Origin of the sequence: Micromonospora sp. NPDC049004, from assembly GCF_040649315.1 — a bacterium.
Taxonomy (GTDB): domain Bacteria; phylum Actinomycetota; class Actinomycetes; order Mycobacteriales; family Micromonosporaceae; genus Micromonospora.
Genome location: NZ_JBEZFG010000004.1, coordinates 39830 through 56033, shown reverse-complemented (window position 1 = coordinate 56033; position 16204 = coordinate 39830). Strand labels below are relative to the sequence as shown.

Below are 16204 nucleotides of genomic sequence, written 5' to 3'. Positions count from 1 at the left end.
GCTTCCCGAGCCGCCGACTAGGGTATGTGCCCAGAGTCACTCGCCGGTCGGAGACGCCGGCGGGTGGGCAACCCGAAGCACACGGAGGTCAGCGTGGCCCGCCAGTCGCCCCAACGGCCCGACGCCGACGAGCCCGAGCTCGACGACACCACCGGCCCGGCCGAGTCAGACGAGGCCGACGAGGCCGACGACACCCCCCGCGCGTCGGCCGACCGGTCGCTCTGGGACGAGCTGCGGATCGACCCGGTGGAGATCGCCCTGCCCGCCGGCACCGGTTTCACGCTGCGGGCGTACCGGCCGGCGGGGTCACTGACCCCTACCGACGTGACCGAGCGCGACCAGGACGACCCGTTCCTCGCCCGCCGTCAGGTGATCGAGGAGGAGGACGACGAGACCGTCGTCATCCTCGACGAGGAGCTGGCCGAGGAGTTCGCCGACAGCGACGAGGACGAGCCGTCCCGCCGTCGCCGCGACAGCGCCACGGACGCCGACGCGACCGCCGAGGACGACGAGACCGAAGCCGAGGCCGAGGCCGAGGACGTCGCCGACGAGGCGGACGACGAGGAGGTGCCGGTCTTCCTCAGCCACCGCGGCAAGCTGCTGCTGTTCAAGACCCCCGAATCGCTTGTCAGTTTCATCCGCTCCGGCGCACCCAACGATCTGTCCCAACTGGACAGCTGGAATGAATTGTCCGAACGGGTGGAGCCGGCCGACATCGCGCCGCTCGACGAGGACACCTACGAACTCGACCTCGTCGTGGAGAACCTGCGCGGCGGTCACGACAGCTGGGATTCGACCCTGCTGATCGAGGCCGGCGAGGTCGCCCGCGACCTGTCGTACGCGTTGCGCCTGCCTGCGGTACTGGACATGCTCTCCGCCGGCTCCAGCCTCGACGACCTGGACGAGGCGCTGCGGGCCACGGCCAACGGCGGGATCGGCGCCTTCATGGGCCGGCGACGGTTGAAGAAGATCGGGGCACAGACCGCGAGTTTGGGTTGGCGCACCATTGTCGGCAAGATCTCTGCGGTGGTGGACTGGCGCGACTGACCCGTACCGGGGAGCATCAGTTGCTGGCAGTAGGAAGACCTGTCCCGGGAGGAGGACGACGCCGTGGCGCTCGTGCGCGTGTACTGCGGTCTGGCCTCGGCGGATCCGGCTGACCGACCGGCCTCGGCCGGTTCGACGCTGACGTCCGCTGTGGTCGACGACGCAGGCCGTCTGCTGCATGTCTGCGAGATCGGCGACGACGCGGCTGGTTACGCCCAGCTCGTCGCCCTGCTCGTGGAGCGGTCGGGCGGGCCGAGCGGTGCGGCCATCGCCGCCGACAGCGACGACCACACGGTCACCTCGCTGTTGAGCGCGGCGGGTCGGCCCCTGGCGATCGCCGACGACGACTCGGTGGACGACTTCGCCGAGCGGTTCGCCGACGACGACTCCCTGGAGGAGATGCAGTCACCCCCGGCCGAGCGTCGGGCCGTCGGTCTGGCCCGCGCGTTGCAGGCCGGTGCGCTCTCCGCCGTCACGCTGCCGGCTCCCCGGGACCTCGCCGGCTACAAGCAGGTGCTCGCCGCGCACGCCGCCCTGGCCAGCGGCCGGCACTCCGCCGCCGTGGCGCTGCGCGAGGTGCTGCGGGAGCTCTACCCGGCGGCGCTGCGCGCCTATCCGGATCCGGCCGAGCCGGTGTCCCTGGCCGTGCTGGACGCGCTGCCCGAGCCGGGCATGCTCGGCGGCACCATCGCCCGTGGCCGTGAGGTGTCCGTCGCCGCGGACGCCATCGCCGCGCATCTCGCGGCGGACGGGGTCGCCGACGCCGAGGAGATCAACGAGGCGGTCACCGCGCTGCGGGTCGCCATCTCGGAGACACCCCGCCGCGCCGCCGTCAACCGGGCACTCACCTCCGCCGTGGCCGAGACCGTCCGGCAGGCCGTCGCCTCCGTACGGGCCTGCGACGCCGGCTGCGAGGCCCTCGTCAGCGCGCTCAGCGCGCGGGTCAGCACGCCCGCCCCGGCCCCCGGCCGACGGGCCGCAGCCCGTCGTGGCGAGTCGGTCGGCGAGCTGACCGGCCTCGCCGGCATGCGCACGGTCCGGCCGACGCCGGCCGCCGCCGAGCCCACGCCGGTCACCGGCCGACGCAGCCGACCCGAGCCGGCGCCGGGCAGCGCCCCGCTGGCGTCGCCGCGTCCTCTCGGGCCGCCGCCGGTCGCCCCTGCTCCGGTCACCCCTCCGCCGGTCGCGCCCGCGCCGATCGCACCGGCAGCGGTCGCCGGACCGCCGGTGTCGGCACCTCCCGGGCGGGCCGAGCCCATGCCGAGCCGGATCGACGGCCCGACCAACCGGCCGGTCTCGTCGCCGCCGCCCCCGCCGCCGGGGATCACCCCCATCGCGCCGACCCAGCGGGGCACCGTGCCGCCCGCCGAGGCTGGCGAGCCGTTCCGGCCGACCCTCACCACCGCCGCGATCAACCACGCGCGGGCCGAGCGGCAGCGTACGGTCATTCCGCCCCGCCCGAAGACCAACGGCGAGCGGCAGAGCCACGTGCAGCGGCCGGTCGAGGAGCCGCCCACCGGCGGGTTCAGCGCCACCGACCTCAGCATCCCGGTGCCCGCTCCCCGGCCGGGTCAGGAGCCGACGGCGCCCCCGGGTTCCCGGGCGAACTGGCCCCTGGTCAACAACCCGGAGGACCCGGCCGACAGCTCGCCGAACAACCCGGTCGCCTACCCGTACGGCAGCAACCGCGTCGACGCCCCGACCGACCCGGGCCGGGCCGACGGTCGGGTCACGCCGCCCTGGCTGGCCGACGACCTGCCCCAGGAGCCGCCCATGCTGCGGCTGGTCGAGCCGCCGCCGCTGGCGGACCGGGCACTGCGGGAAGGGCTCAACCCGCCCGCCGGTGACCCCCGCCTGGAGACGCCGCCGCTGCGGCTCGTCGACCGGGAGCAGGCCGCCCGCAACAACCGTCAGGCGCCCCGCGTCGAGCGGGCCGCCGAGCACCGGCCGCCGCCCCCGGTCGAACACCGGCCTCCCCCGGTCGAGCACCGGCCGCCGCCGGTGGCCGACGAGGGCGACGGGGATCTGCTGATCTTCGCCCAGGCCAAGTCGGCGTGGTTCGTCGGGCACACCGAAGAAGAGTCCGACCTGGACTGGTCGACCACTGCCGACACCGGGTGGCAGGCCGCCGAGCAGGCAGCCCGTCCCGCGGTGGGCGCCGAGACCAACGCCGGGCTGCCGAAGCGCGTCCCGCAGGCAAATCTGGTCCCGGGTTCCCCGCTGCGCGAGGAGCGTCCACTGCGGATAGTGCGGGACGCGGCGAGCCTCGCGGAGAACACCACCGGCTACTTCCGCGGCTGGCGTCGCGGGCAGGAGATCGGCGGGTTCGCGGTGGGCGGCCGGCCAGGCCGCGAGGCGGCCGGTGGCTGGGACTTCAGCCGCGACCACGGGGACCGCGACGACGACCGGGAGTACGAGTACCGCTCCGCCGGCTACCAGTCCTGAGCGTCTCTCTCACGTACGCGTTCCTTCCGCCCCCAGTCCGACACCGGCTGGGGGCGGAAGTGCGTTCAGGGGCCAACCAGAGCGGCCCGGGGCACACACGGGCGGGGCGGCCCGAGGGACGGCCCACCAACGCAAGAGATCTTGGAGGGAGCCGCCCCCAGACCGGGGCGACACCTTCCAAGATCTCTTTTGGGCGAGCCGTTCGCGCCCCGGGCAGCATTCAGCGCCCGGTGGCGGCCAGGGCCACCACCGGGCGCGAGAGCGTCCCGATCAGGCCGGGGCGACGGCGCGCGTACGGCGCATGGTGAGCACGTACTCGACAAGCGAGATCAGCACGTGCTTCGTCGACTCCCGGTTACGGGCGTCGCAGGCCACCACCGGCACGTCGCTCGAGATCGCCAAGGCGTCCCGGACGTCCTGCGGGTCGTGGTACTGCATCCCGTCGAAGCAGTTGATGGCCACCAGGTACGGCAGCCGCCGGTGCTCGAAGAAGTCGATCGCCGCGAAGCAGTCGGCCAGCCGGCGGGTGTCCACCAGCACGACCGCACCGATCGCGCCCCGCACCAGTTCGTCCCACATGAACCAGAATCGGGTCTGACCCGGCGTACCGAACAGGTACAGGATCAGGTCACGGTCGATCGAGATCCGGCCGAAGTCCATGGCCACCGTGGTCGTCGTCTTGCCCGGCACCTGCCGGGTATCGTCGACGCCCACGCCAGCGGAGGTCATGATGGCCTCGGTGGTCAGCGGCGTGATCTCCGAGACCGAGCCGACCAGCGTCGTCTTACCGACGCCGAATCCACCGGCGATAACGATCTTCGCCGACGTCACGCGCCCACTCGGGTTCGGTGGGCGGTGCGACATGTCAGAGCCTGCGAAGTCCACTCAGCACCCTCTCCAGCAGTTCAGTGCCCACCGCGTCGTCGGAGTCGTCCAGGATGGTCGGCTCGTGGACCGCGACCAGGCCGTCCGTCGCCATGTCGGCGATGAGCACCCGGGCCACACCGAGCGGGAGCTGCATCCGCGCCGCGATCTCGGCGAGCGATTGCACGCGTCCGTCACACAGCGCGGCGATGTACTGGTGTTCGCGGCCACCACCGTTGCCATTGGCAGTGGTGCGGCCGCGCACCGTCGTCTCGACGAGCGCCTCCAGCGCGATGTCGAGCCGGGGACGGGTTCGACCACGGGTCACGGCGTATGGACGGACCAACGCTCCGGTCGGTTCGTCACGATCGGCCATGTCGCCGCTCACCTCCTTCGCACCCCGTACCGGCTCCCACCGGTGGAACTCGTCGTTCTTGTCGTTTCAGTTGCGCCGACCGCACGATCGGCGAGGCGTCAGCCCAGCATGCCCGCGGCCGCGCGCGGCTGCGGGGTCAGGGCGTCGCCCACCCGGTCGACCAGTAGTGCCATCTCGTAGCCGACCTGCCCGACGTCGGAGCTGCGGGCCGCCAGCACGGCGAAGGACGAACCATCCGAGATGGACATCAGGAACAGGAAGCCATTGTCCATCTCCACGACGGTCTGGAGCACCGCGCCTCCCTCGAAGCAGCGGGCCGCCCCCTGGGTCAGGCTGACCAGACCGGACGCGATCGCGGCGAGCTGGTCTGCCCGGTCCCGCGGCAGGTCCCGTGACGACGCGAGGAGCAGGCCGTCCGCCGAGACGGCGACCGCATGTGCGACACCGGGCACCCGGTCGGCGAAGTTGGCCAGCAGCCAACCAAGATCCTGCGTAGTTGTCATCCTTCTTGCTCCTTCTGCCCGCTCCCGGCCGCTGGGCCTGAGCCAGACTGCGAGGATTGCTGCCCTCCCGGAGTCGCCTCCGGGCTGGTCGGGTTGTCCGAGGTGCTACGCCCTCGCTGCACGCCCCGGTGGTAGGCGGAGAGCAGGCCACGGACCGCCTCCGGGGAACGTCGCTGGACCGAGGTGGCGGGCTTCTCCACCGCGCCCGGCACCAGCTGCGCCATCGGCTTGCGCTTCGGCAGACCGGTCGTGGTGGTCTCGTTCACCGGCACCGCGGTGGCCGCTGCCGAGGCGGCACGCCAGCCGTCGTCGGCGGCGGTCTGCCAGCCGTTGGTCTGCGATTGGGGCCGGCGGTTCGGCAGGCTCTCGGCGAGGCCGGGGCGAGCGCCCCCGTTCGCTGTCGACCCGTTGTCCCGCGGCGCTCCTCCGGCCGTCGGAGTGTCTGCCATCGGCGTGTTACCTGTCGTCCCGGGTGATGTCTTGTGGACTGCCCCACCGTTGGCCTCGACCGCCGCGAACTGCTGGGTCGCGTCACCGCCACCGCCGTTCGCCGCCGGCTTGTCGCCGGCCGCGGCCTCCTCCGCACCCGGACGGCGGGTACGGAACCAGGCGGACTCGAGCTCCCGGAAGATCGGCAGCTCCATGGTCTCGTCCGCGTACCGCTGGCGGTTCTGGGCCTGCGGCTGCTGCGGCGCCGGGCGGGTCTGCGCCGGCGGCGGCGACGCCTGGGCCTGCGGGGCCTGAGCCTGCGGGCCTCGGGCCTGCGGGGCCTGGGGCTGCGGGGCTCGGGTCGGCTGAGCCTGAGGCGCCGGAGCCGACTGCTGGGCCGCGGTGCTCGGCTGGTCGCCGGGGCGCGGCACCCGGGGCAGCTCCGTCGTCATGTCCAGGGCGGCGGCGAGCCGCTCGGGCACCGGCGGGGTCTGCGTGTCCCGCTCGCCACCGGGCACCGGCGGCCAGGCCGGCGGCGCCGGAGCGCTGGACGCCGGGGCGGGCGGGGCGGACCGGGGCGTGAAGCCGCTGAACGACTGGCCGGAGGCCGGCGGCGCCGAGTACGGCTGGCCGGACGCCGGGGAGGCCGAGACCGGCGACGCGGACACCGGCGGACCGGCGTACGGCTGGCCGGAGGCCGGAGCGGCGGACACCGGCGGGCTGCCGTACGGCGCACCCGAGTAGGGCTGACCGGAGTACGGCTGACCGGACGCCGGCGAGGCGGAGACCGGCGCACCGGGGTACGGCTGCGCGGAGACCGGCGGCGCGGAGTACGGGTGCGCCTCCGGGCTGCTGGGCAACTGCCGGGGGATGGTCGGCTGCTGGCCGGTGGTGGTCGGCTCGTCGCCGGCCCGCCGCTGCGGCAGCGGGTCGATGGTCTGGCCGTTGGCCGTCCGGGGCGTGAACCCGTCGCCGCCGTTGACCCCGTTGCTCGCGCTCGCGCCGGTCAGGTCCGACCAGGCGGGCATCGAGCGGTACGCACCGGTGTTGGCGGGCGTGCCGGCGCCGTTGCGCGATGCCGGGTCGAACGGCCGACCGCCCAGGGTGACCTGGTTGCCGGACTCGCCGGGGCGCGGGCCGTTGCCCAGCGCGGGCAGCGCGCCGAGGACCGGCGCGGGCCCGTTGTGCTGCGGGCCGGCCGCGGGCAGGGCCGGCGGCTGCTGCACCCGGCCGGAGAGCGCGCGGGGCACCAGCACCGAAGTGGGCAGGGTCACGTCGGCGACCGTGCCGCGGTCGGCGCCCGGGCGCAGCTCGACGCGAACGCCGTGCCGCGACGCCAGGCGGGCGACCACGACCAGGCCCATCATCCGGGAGACGGCCACGTCCACCTGCGGCGGCGTCGCGAGCTTGTCGTTGAGCTCGTGCAGCTGCTCGCGGCTGATGCCGATGCCGCGGTCCTCCACGTACAGCGAGGCGCGGTCACCGACCCGACGGGCCTCGACCATGACCTGCGAGTCCGGAGGGGAGAACGCGGTGGCGTTGTCGAACAGCTCGGCGACGAGGTGCACCAGGTCGTTGACCGCGTGCGCGGCGACCTCGATGTCGCGGTCGATGACCCCGAACTCGATCCGGGTGTAGTGCTCGACCTCGGACTGCGCGGCGCGCAGCACGTCGATGAGCGCGGCCGGCTCGCGCTGCACGCGCGTGGAGTCGGCGCCCGCGAGGACGAGCAGGTTCTCGTCGTTGCGGCGCATCCGGGTGGCCAGGTGGTCGAGCTGGAACAGCTCGGCCAGCCGGTCCGGGTCCTCCTCGCCGCGCTCCAGCCGGTCGAGGTGCCCGATGAGGCGGTCGACCAGGATCTGCGAACGGCGGGCCAGGTTGACGAACATCGTCGCGACGGAGGCGCGCAGTGCCGCCTGCTCGGCGGCCGTCCGGACGGCTTCCAGGTGGACGGCGTTGAACGCCTCGGTCACCTGGCCGAACTCGTCCTTGCTGCGGACGGGCAGCGGCTCGGCGATCTGGTTGGCCAGCTGCACCGGGGAGAGCTGCCCGACGACCTGCGGGTCGCGGAGTCGGGCCACCGCCTGCGGCAGCCCGTACTGGGCGACGGAGAGGGCGCCCTGGCGCAGCTCACGCAGCGAGCGGGCCATCGACCGGGCGACCAGGTACGCGAAGAGGATGGCCAGCAGCAGCATGCTGAGCAGCAGGCCGGTCTCCAGGAACACCTGGCGCTGGACGTCCGACCGGAGGTTGTCGGCCTCGGCGACCACGTCACCGTCGAGCTTCGTCTCGACGGCGCGGATCAGCTTGGCGTTGGCCGTCATGGCCGATTCCCACTGGTCGGTGCCGAACGGGGCGTTGCTCATGTCGCCTGTGGTGTTGCCGTCGATCCAGCCGGTGTAGTTCTGCGCCTCGCGCCGGTCGCCGCCGGCGACGGTCTGGTCGTGGAACTTCGCCTCGTCGGGGCTGGCTACCGCCTTGAAGCTCTGCAGCGCCTGCTGCTGGCCGGTGCCGCTGGCGATGTAGTCGGTGCGCAGCGCCGGGGTCAGTCGGCGCCCACCCTGCACGCCGAGCGCGCGGTGCACGACGACCCGTCGGAGCGAGAGGAACTCCTTCTCCCGGGCGACCGCTGCCGCGGCCCGCATCCGGTCGCTGAGCTCGTTGTTGCCGGCGAGCTGGGTGGCCGAGTCCCGGATGGCGAGCAGGTCGTTGATCAGACCCTCGTACGCCTGGACGGCCTCGGCGAGCTTCAGCTTGCCGTTGAACACCTGACTGCGGACGCCCGGCAGCTCCTGCAGGTTCTGGTCGATGCCGCCGAGCAGGCCCTCAAGGCTGCTCGGCAGGTCCTCCACGTCGCCCCGCTGCTGCCGGTAGGGGCTCGTCGCCTGGTCGACCCGGGTGTTCGCCCGGTTGTAGGCCTCCTGGTACTGCGCCTTCGGCTGCGTCCCGGTGGCCTGCAACAGCAGCACGGCGGAGGTCCGCTCGTCCTGGAGTTTGTCGACCAGGTCACCCGAATAGCTCGACAGGTTGGCCAGGTCGCCGGCTCGGTTGGCATTGTTGAGCGTCTCCAGGTGGTCGACGAGACCACTGGTACCCACCACGACCGTGGCGATGGTCGGCACGATCATGATGAGACCGAGCTTGGACCAGATCGGCATGTCCCGGAGCCGGCTGGCCGGCCGGCGCAGCCGCGACAGGAAGGAGCCCGCCGTCTTTGGCCGTTTGCTCACGTCACCGCCCTCGCGATTACAGCTTGAACGCGTTGCCCCGGGCAACGCCCAGCGACCGACCCGGCGGGTCGGACCCCCGAGATTCCATCACGCCGGTCGGCAAGAAGAAAGCCCAGGTTGTCCCCGGCCGAAGGTGTGATGAGATGTTGATGCGATTTGATAGCAGTCCGTCTGGCCGGAGTAACTGAAGGTAATGGAACATCCCCACCGCGTTGTCCTGCTCGCCGGCCCCTCAGGCTCCGGAAAGTCGTACATAGCGCAGCAAACCGGCCTGCCGGTGCTGTGTTTGGACGACTTCTACAAAGACGGCGATGACCCTACGTTGCCGCGACGAAACGGCCAGGTCGATTGGGAATCGCCGCAGTCCTGGGACGCGTTGACCGCCGTCGAAACGATTGCTCGACTTGCCCGCGAGGGCCGTGCCGATGTGCCGGTTTATGCGATCGGCGCGGATCGACGGGTGGCCACCCGGCCATTTGATGTCGACGGATCGCCACTTTTCGTCGCCGAAGGGATTTTCGCCGCCGAGATCGTCGAGGAGTGCCGCCGCCGTGGGCTGCTCGCCGGGGCGTACGCGCTGCGCCGTCCGCGCGGGGCGACCTTCCTGCGCCGGCTGGCCCGCGACCTGTCCGAGCAGCGCAAGGCGCCCCGGGTGCTGGTCCGGCGCGGCGTGGCCCTGCTGCGGGCGGAGCCCGCCGTGCTGCGCCGGCAGATGGGGCTGGGCGCCGAGGCGGCCCGGGCCCGGGAGGTGCTGCGCCGGGTGGCCGGCCTGCTCGCCGGCCACCCGCACGGCTGACGAGGATCAGGGCAGCAGCTTGGCGTACGCCGGCTTGATCACCTCGTCGATGATCCGCAGTCGCTCGTCGAACGGGATGAAGGCGCTCTTCATCGCGTTGATGGTGAACCACTGCAGCTCGCGCCAGCCGTAGCCGAACGTCTCCACCAGCAGCGACATCTCCCGCGACATGGAGGTGCCGCTCATCAGCCGGTTGTCGGTGTTGACGGTGGCCCGGAACCGCAGGTCGCGCAGGAGCCCGATCGGGTGGTCGGCGATCGAGGCCACCGCACCGGTCTGCACGTTCGACGAGGGGCAGAGCTCCAGCGGGATCCGCTTGTCCCGCACGTACGCGGCCAGCCGGCCCAGAGCGCCGTCGGCGGCGATGTCGTCCACGATCCGTACGCCGTGACCGAGCCGGTCCGCGCCGCACCACTGGATCGCCTGCCAGATCGACGGCAGACCGAACGCCTCACCGGCGTGGATGGTGAAGTGGAAGTTCTCTCGTTGCAGGTATTCGAAGGCGTCCAGGTGTCGGGTGGGCGGGAAGCCCGCCTCGGCGCCGGCGATGTCGAAGCCGACCACCCCGGCGTCGCGGTGCCGCACCGCCAGCTCGGCGATCTCCTGGGAGCGCGCCGCGTGCCGCATGGCGGTGAGCAGGGTGCCCACCCGGATGGTCAGGCCCGCCTCGACGGCCTGCGCGGTGCCCTCGGCGAACCCGGCCAGCACGGCCTCGACCACCTCGTCCAGGCTCAGGTCCTGTTCCAGGTGCTGCTCGGGGGCGAAGCGCACCTCGGCGTAGACGACCCCGTCGGCGGCCAGGTCCAGCGCGCACTCCCGCGCCACCCGGCGCAGCGCCGGCCCGGTCTGCATGACCGCCACGGTGTGCGCGAACGTCTCCAGGTAACGCTCCAGCGACCCGGAGTCGGCGGCGTCGACGAACCAGCGTCCGAGCGCCTCCGGGTCGGTGGTGGGCAGCTCGTGTCCCACCTCCGCGGCCAGCTCGACGATCGTCGCCGGCCGCAGCCCGCCGTCGAGGTGGTCGTGCAGCAGCGCCTTCGGGACCTTGACGATGTCCTCGTACCGGATAGTTGCGACCATGCTCAGACCCTAGTCAGCGGGCGTGGGCGGCCGGAGCGGGGCGGCTCGTTAGGCTGCCCGGTATGCGCGCACCACACGATTTGGCGGCCTGACGTGGATCCGCGCATCCTCGACCGGCTGAGCTGCCCGGTCTGCGGCCAATCCCTGGTCGAGACGACCGTCGGCACCGCTCGGGCGCTGCGCTGTGGGCGCCGGCACACCTTCGACATCGCGCGGCAGGGCTACGTGAACCTGCTCACCGGCCGGGCGCCGCACGTCGGCGACAGCGCCGAGATGATTGCCGCGCGAGCGGAGTTCCAGGCCGCCGGTCACTACGACGTGATCTCGGCCGCGCTCGCCGCCGCGGCGACGGAGGCGGTCGCGCGACTCGGCGCGACGCCCCCCGCACCCCCTCCGTCCGCCCTTTGCTCTGCTTCCACCGACGCAACACTTACCGCAGCGCACTGTCGCACGGAGGGAAGCAGAGCAAAGGACGCAACCGCAGGGGTACGGACCGGACAGCCGGCGACTGGCTCTGAGGCGTACCCCCTGGTGGTGGATGTCGGCGCGGGCACCGGCCGATACCTCGGCGCGGTGCTGGCGGCGCTGCCGGACGCCGTGGGTCTGGCCCTGGACGTCTCCAAGCCGGCGCTGCGCCGCGCCGCCCGGGCACACCCCCGCGCCGCCGCGGCGCTCGCCGACACCTGGCAGCGGCTGCCCCTCGCGGACGGCTCGACGGCCGTGCTGCTGAACGTGTTCGCCCCGCGCAACGGCGCGGAGTTCCACCGGGTGCTCGACCCGGCCGGCACGCTGCTCGTGGTGACGCCCGCCGCCGACCATCTCACCGAACTGGTGGACGCCCTCGACCTGCTGCGGGTGGACCCGGACAAGGCCGACCGGGTCGCCGCCAGCCTGGGCGGGCACTTCACGCCGGTCAGCTCGACCGTGCACCGCGCGGAGCTGGCGCTGACCCGGCCGGAGGTCGCCACGCTGGTCCAGATGGGCCCGAGCGCCTGGCACACCGACCCGACCGCCCTCGCCGAGCGGCTGGCCGCGCTGGCCGAGCCGGTCCGGGTGCGCGTGGCGGTCCGGCTGGACGCCTACCGACGCCGCTGAGGGCTCAGGTGGAGAGGTCTACCTCTTCCCAGCCCGGCGGCTCGTCGTGGTACGGCCCGCGCAGGATCACCGCCCACTCCAGCGCCCAGCGTCGCTGCCCGATCGCGTTGGCGTCGACCAGCCCCGGCGCCCGCCGGCCGTCGCGCTCGGTCTCCAGGTAGGCCCAGTCCAGGCAGTAGTGCAGGTCGAGCAGGGCCGCCGCGTCGGCCGGGTGCTGCGGCGCGGCGAGGATCCGGGACTGCCAGCGGCCGAAGGTCTCCCCCTCGGCGATGTGCGGCAGCCGCTCGACCAACCGCTCGTCCACCGCCAGGGTGGGGTCGAGCTGCTTGCTCAACCCCAGCACCCAGGCCAGCGCGAAGAGCGCGTCGTGGTGCAGCACGAACGACCGGTGGTCGCCCTTGCCGCCCATCACGAACTGCCACTCCGGCGGGGTGACCATCTCGACCAGGTGCGAGCCGAGCAGCCAGCTCATCGCCGCCTGTGGGGGCATCCCGAAGCAGCGCGCCAGGATGAGGTGCAGCACGGCGATCCGCGCCTCTATCTCCGCCCTGGGTCGCAGCTCGATCGCATCACCCGGCTCCCACACGAGCGGGAACTGGGCCGGCGGCAGCGGCAGGCCGAGCCGGGACAGCTCGTCCAGACTCGCCTCGCGCACCTCGCGCGGGTCGGGGGCAGGTACGGTCACGGGGCAACTTCCTGTCTGCACGCCACGCCTTTGGCCTGCGACAATAGCGCTCCCAGGTGACGGGCACCACGCCGCCCCGGTCAGCCGATCCGTTCGATGACCAGGGGCGTCGCTCGTGGCGCGCTAGGTGCAATGTGCACCGCGCGACTTGCCTCCGCCAGGGCCGCCGGAATCCGCGACGGATCCTGGGCCCGCAGCTCGTAGAGAGCGTCCCCGGCCCGCACCACATCGCCCGGCCGCTTGTGCAACACCACACCGGCCGGAACGCTCACCGGGTCCTCCTTGCGGGCCCGGCCCGCGCCGAGCCGCCAGGCCGCAACCCCCATGGCGTACGCGTCGACGGCCGCGACGTGCCCGTCCTGCTCGGCACGGACCACCTCGACCTCCGGCGCGGTCGGCATCGGCGCGTCCGGGTCGCCGCCCTGCGCGCGGATCATCGCCCGCCAGGAGTCCATCGCCCGCCCGTCGCGCAGCGCCGCCGCGGGGTCGGCGTCCGGCAGGCCGGCGGCGTCGAGCATCTCCCGGGCCAGGGCCAGCGTCAGCTCCACCACGTCGGCCGGCCCGCCCCCGGCCAGCACCTCCACCGACTCGGTCACCTCCACCGCATTGCCGATGGCCAGGCCGAGCGGGGTGGACATGTCGGTGAGCAGGGCGACCGTCCGCACGCCGTGCGCACCACCCAGCTCGACCATCGTGCGGGCCAGCTCACGGGCCTGGTCGACGGACTTCATGAAGGCGCCCGAGCCGACCTTGACGTCCAGGACCAGCGCACCGGTGCCCTCGGCGATCTTCTTGCTCATGATCGAGCTGGCGATCAGCGGGATCGCCTCCACGGTGCCGGTGACGTCGCGCAGCGCGTACAGCTTGCGGTCGGCGGGCGCGAGCCCGGCGCCGGCCGCGCAGATCACCGCGCCGACCTCTCCGAGCTGGGCGATGAACTCGTCGTTGCTCAGCGAGGCCCGCCAGCCCGGGATGGACTCCAGCTTGTCCAGCGTGCCGCCGGTGTGCCCGAGGCCGCGCCCGCTGAGCTGCGGAACGGCGGCGCCGCACGCGGCCACCAGCGGGGTGAGCGGCAGGGTGATCTTGTCACCGACACCGCCGGTGGAGTGCTTGTCGACGGTCGGGCGACGGACCGCCGAGAGGTCGAGCCGCTCACCGCTGGCGATCATCGCGGCGGTCCACCTGGCGATCTCCGGCCCGGTCATGCCGTTGAGCAGGATCGCCATGGCCAGCGCCGACATCTGCTCGTCGGCGACAGCTCCCCGGGTGTACGCGTCCAGCACCCAGTCGATCTGCGCGTCCGACAGCACACCCCCGTCCCGCTTGACCCGAATGACGTCAACAGCAGCAAAACCACTACTCATCAGAATGATCTTTCCTCGTCTGTTGCAGATCCCGCCCACGACGGCCCGTGACCACGTCGGGGCGGGGGCCGACCGTGCCCGGCGCAGGGATCAAGCCTGACCGCCCGGAGCCGGGCACGGTCGGCCCCCGCCCCCCAAGCTCAGCCACCAGCCCACCGCACCGGGATCTCCGCAGGCGGCTCCCCCTCGCCGGCCCAGAAGATCGTCCCGGTCTCGTCGACAACGACAACCCGGGGCGTGCGCGCCATCCCCCAGGTGATCGCCTCGTCCGGGTCGTCCCAGCTCGGAGCCTCCTCCAGCACGCCGGTCTCGGCGCTCGCGTCGTCTCCCGCCGAGCGCTCCCAGTACGCCGTCCAGACCTGCTGCCCGTCCGAGAGGTCCGGGTGCACGAAGACGGTGCCCCGTCCACGCCAGGCGGCCAGCCGCTCCGGGACCACCGGCACCGGGGTCTCGCCGGTCACCGCCTCCAGGTCCTCCACACCGAAGGCGTGCGGCAGCAGTTCCGCCATCCGCAGCGGGCGGCCCTTCGTCTCGATCAGGCACTCCGGCCCGCCGTTCTCCCAGAGCAGTTGCCGGCACCTGCCGCACGGCATCAGCGGCTCACCTGTCGCGTCGACACAGGAGAGCGCGACGAGGCGACCACCACCGGTGGCGTGCAGGCTGGACACCACTCCGCACTCGGCGCAGAGCGTCACGCCGTACGCGGCGTTCTCCACGTTGCAGCCGACCACCACGCGGCCGTCGTCGACCAGCGCGGCCGCGCCGACCGGGAACGTCGAGTACGGCGCGTACGCGTGCCGCATCGCCTCGGTGGCGGCGGCGCGCAACCGCGCCCAGTCAATGTCGGTCATCCCATCATTCTGCCGAAGCAGCCCAGGTCAGAAGCAGGCAGGGCGGGGAACGCACCCACCCCGCCGCGCCCCGGCACGGTGATCAAGAGGTTCGCGTCAGGAAAGTCGCCGATCCTGACGCGAACCTCTTGGTCAACAGGGTGGAGGGTGGGGAGTCAGCCCTTGATGTACGGCTTGCCGTCGGCGGCCGGTGCCCGGACCCGGCCGACCAGACCGGCGACCGCCAGGATGGTCGCCAGGTAGGGCAGCATGGCCAGGAACTGGCTGGGGATCGAGCTGTTGATCGCGCCCAGATAGGTGGCGAGCTGGTCGGCGAAGCCGAAGAAGAGCGCGGCGAGCAGCGCCCCGGTCGGGTTCCACCGGCCGAAGATCAGCGCGGCCAGCGCGATGAAGCCCTTGCCGCCGATCATGTTCTTGGTGAACGAGTAGAGCGCCAGCGTGTACGACGCGCCGCCGATGCCCGCCACCACGCCGGCCAGCAGCACGTTGCGGTAGCGCACCCGCAGCACCTTGACCCCGAGCGTGTCGGCGGCGATCGGGTGCTCGCCGACCGACCGGGTACGCAGGCCCCACCGGGTGCGGAACAGCCCGATGTGGATCACCAGCACCAGGAGCAGGCCGACGTAGAGGAAGATGTTGCCGCGGAACAGCGCCGGCCCGAGCACCGGGATGTCCTTGAGCAGGGGGATCTCCCAGTTGCTGAAGCGCGGCGCGCTGTTGTACTTCTCCGCGTCGGTCTGCATCAACCGCTCGTAGAGGAAGCCGGTGACACCGACCGCGAGCAGGTTCAGCACGATGCCCATGACGACCTGGTCGACCAGGTAGCGGATGGCGAAGACGGCCAGCAGCAGCGAGATGAACGCGCCACCGATGGCGGCGGCGACCAGACCCACCCAGACGTTGCCGGAGATGCTGCCGAACAGGGCCCCGCTGAACGCGCCCATCAGCAGCTGACCCTCGATGGCCACGTTGACCACGCCGGACCGCTCGCAGAGCACCCCGGCGAGCGCGCCGAAGATCAGCGGCAGGGCCAGGATGAACGTGCCCCGGATGATGTTGACCAGCGGCATGAAGTTCTGCCCGGCCGGCGCGGCGGAGACCTGCCAGCAGAGGAAGGAGAGCACGAAGCCGACCAACCCGACGGCGAGCACGGGCAGGAACCAGCGCTTCGGCACACCGGCGAGCAGCGCCGCGCCGGCGGCGATCGCGATGATCCCGAACAGGATCGCCCCGATCGTGCCGTTGATCTCCAGTGCGGCGCCGGCAGCGTCATCGCTGAGCGTGAACCGGGCCTGCTGATCGGTGGCGAGCGCCCCGAAGAGCACCGCCGACAGCAGACCGAGCGCCAGCAGCGTGAGACCGACCTTGCGGGTCCGGGTCCAGAAGCCCTCGTCGACCGCGGCGACCGCGACGTCGGGGACAGCCATGGTGGACATGCG

At 72.6% G+C, this 16204-nt stretch carries 13 protein-coding genes; 4 read left to right on the top strand and 9 right to left on the bottom strand.

The annotated features are described in order from the left end of the window. Positions 1 to 63: 63 nt before the first annotated feature. Together AB0B97_RS13590 and AB0B97_RS13585 are read left to right on the top strand one after the other, a co-directional pair. Complete coding sequence (locus tag AB0B97_RS13590; protein ID WP_357493537.1) at positions 64 to 1047, top strand: DNA primase; 984 nt, start codon at positions 64 to 66, stop codon at positions 1045 to 1047. A gap of 39 nt (positions 1048 to 1086) precedes the next feature. Next, complete coding sequence (locus tag AB0B97_RS13585) at positions 1087 to 3492, top strand: transposase (RefSeq protein WP_357494257.1); 2406 nt, start codon at positions 1087 to 1089, stop codon at positions 3490 to 3492. 270 nt (positions 3493 to 3762) lie between these two features. On the opposite strand, the gene AB0B97_RS13580 is transcribed toward AB0B97_RS13585, so the two are convergent. From AB0B97_RS13580 to AB0B97_RS13565, 4 genes are all read right to left on the bottom strand, one after another. Then, positions 3763 to 4356, bottom strand: a complete 594-nt coding sequence (locus AB0B97_RS13580; protein WP_007455465.1) for an ATP/GTP-binding protein — start codon at positions 4354 to 4356, stop codon at positions 3763 to 3765. A gap of 1 nt (position 4357) precedes the next feature. Then, positions 4358 to 4732 (bottom strand): DUF742 domain-containing protein, encoded by a 375-nt coding sequence (locus AB0B97_RS13575; RefSeq protein ID WP_234591600.1) that lies wholly within the window; start codon positions 4730 to 4732, stop codon positions 4358 to 4360. Between the two features lie 98 nt (positions 4733 to 4830). After that, entirely contained in the window at positions 4831 to 5235 is a 405-nt protein-coding gene (locus tag AB0B97_RS13570) for a roadblock/LC7 domain-containing protein (RefSeq protein ID WP_007455462.1), read from the bottom strand. Then, entirely contained in the window at positions 5232 to 8894 is a 3663-nt protein-coding gene (locus tag AB0B97_RS13565; protein WP_357493534.1) for a nitrate- and nitrite sensing domain-containing protein, read from the bottom strand. Before AB0B97_RS13565 ends, AB0B97_RS13570 begins: the two co-directional genes overlap by 4 nt. Before the next feature lie 460 nt (positions 8895 to 9354). Here AB0B97_RS13565 and AB0B97_RS13560 point away from each other — a divergent pair, with 460 nt between their 5' ends. Further along, a complete protein-coding gene (locus tag AB0B97_RS13560; RefSeq protein WP_357493532.1) occupies positions 9355 to 9690 on the top strand; it encodes a hypothetical protein in 336 nt (111 codons plus the stop codon). A gap of 6 nt (positions 9691 to 9696) precedes the next feature. On the opposite strand, the gene AB0B97_RS13555 is transcribed toward AB0B97_RS13560, so the two are convergent. Further along, complete coding sequence (locus AB0B97_RS13555; RefSeq protein ID WP_234585768.1) at positions 9697 to 10770, bottom strand: adenosine deaminase; 1074 nt, start codon at positions 10768 to 10770, stop codon at positions 9697 to 9699. A gap of 93 nt (positions 10771 to 10863) precedes the next feature. Here AB0B97_RS13555 and AB0B97_RS13550 point away from each other — a divergent pair, with 93 nt between their 5' ends. Beyond that, positions 10864 to 11865 carry a putative RNA methyltransferase gene (locus tag AB0B97_RS13550; RefSeq protein ID WP_357493530.1) on the top strand — a complete coding sequence of 334 codons (1002 nt, stop codon included), beginning with the start codon at positions 10864 to 10866 and terminating at the stop codon, positions 11863 to 11865. A gap of 4 nt (positions 11866 to 11869) precedes the next feature. Here the strand turns inward: AB0B97_RS13550 and AB0B97_RS13545 are convergent, their stop codons facing one another. From AB0B97_RS13545 to AB0B97_RS13530, 4 genes are all read right to left on the bottom strand, one after another. Beyond that, the gene (locus AB0B97_RS13545) at positions 11870 to 12550 is read right to left on the bottom strand and encodes a DUF4272 domain-containing protein (protein ID WP_234585754.1); all 681 of its coding nucleotides are present in this window, start codon (positions 12548 to 12550) and stop codon (positions 11870 to 11872) included. 80 nt (positions 12551 to 12630) lie between these two features. Continuing rightward, the gene (locus AB0B97_RS13540; protein ID WP_357493527.1) at positions 12631 to 13914 is read right to left on the bottom strand and encodes a thymidine phosphorylase; all 1284 of its coding nucleotides are present in this window, start codon (positions 13912 to 13914) and stop codon (positions 12631 to 12633) included. A 140-nt stretch (positions 13915 to 14054) separates the two neighbouring features. Next, complete coding sequence (locus AB0B97_RS13535; protein WP_357493525.1) at positions 14055 to 14765, bottom strand: cytidine deaminase; 711 nt, start codon at positions 14763 to 14765, stop codon at positions 14055 to 14057. A gap of 155 nt (positions 14766 to 14920) precedes the next feature. After that, positions 14921 to 16201 (bottom strand): ABC transporter permease, encoded by a 1281-nt coding sequence (locus AB0B97_RS13530; protein ID WP_357493523.1) that lies wholly within the window; start codon positions 16199 to 16201, stop codon positions 14921 to 14923. Positions 16202 to 16204 lie beyond the last annotated feature (3 nt).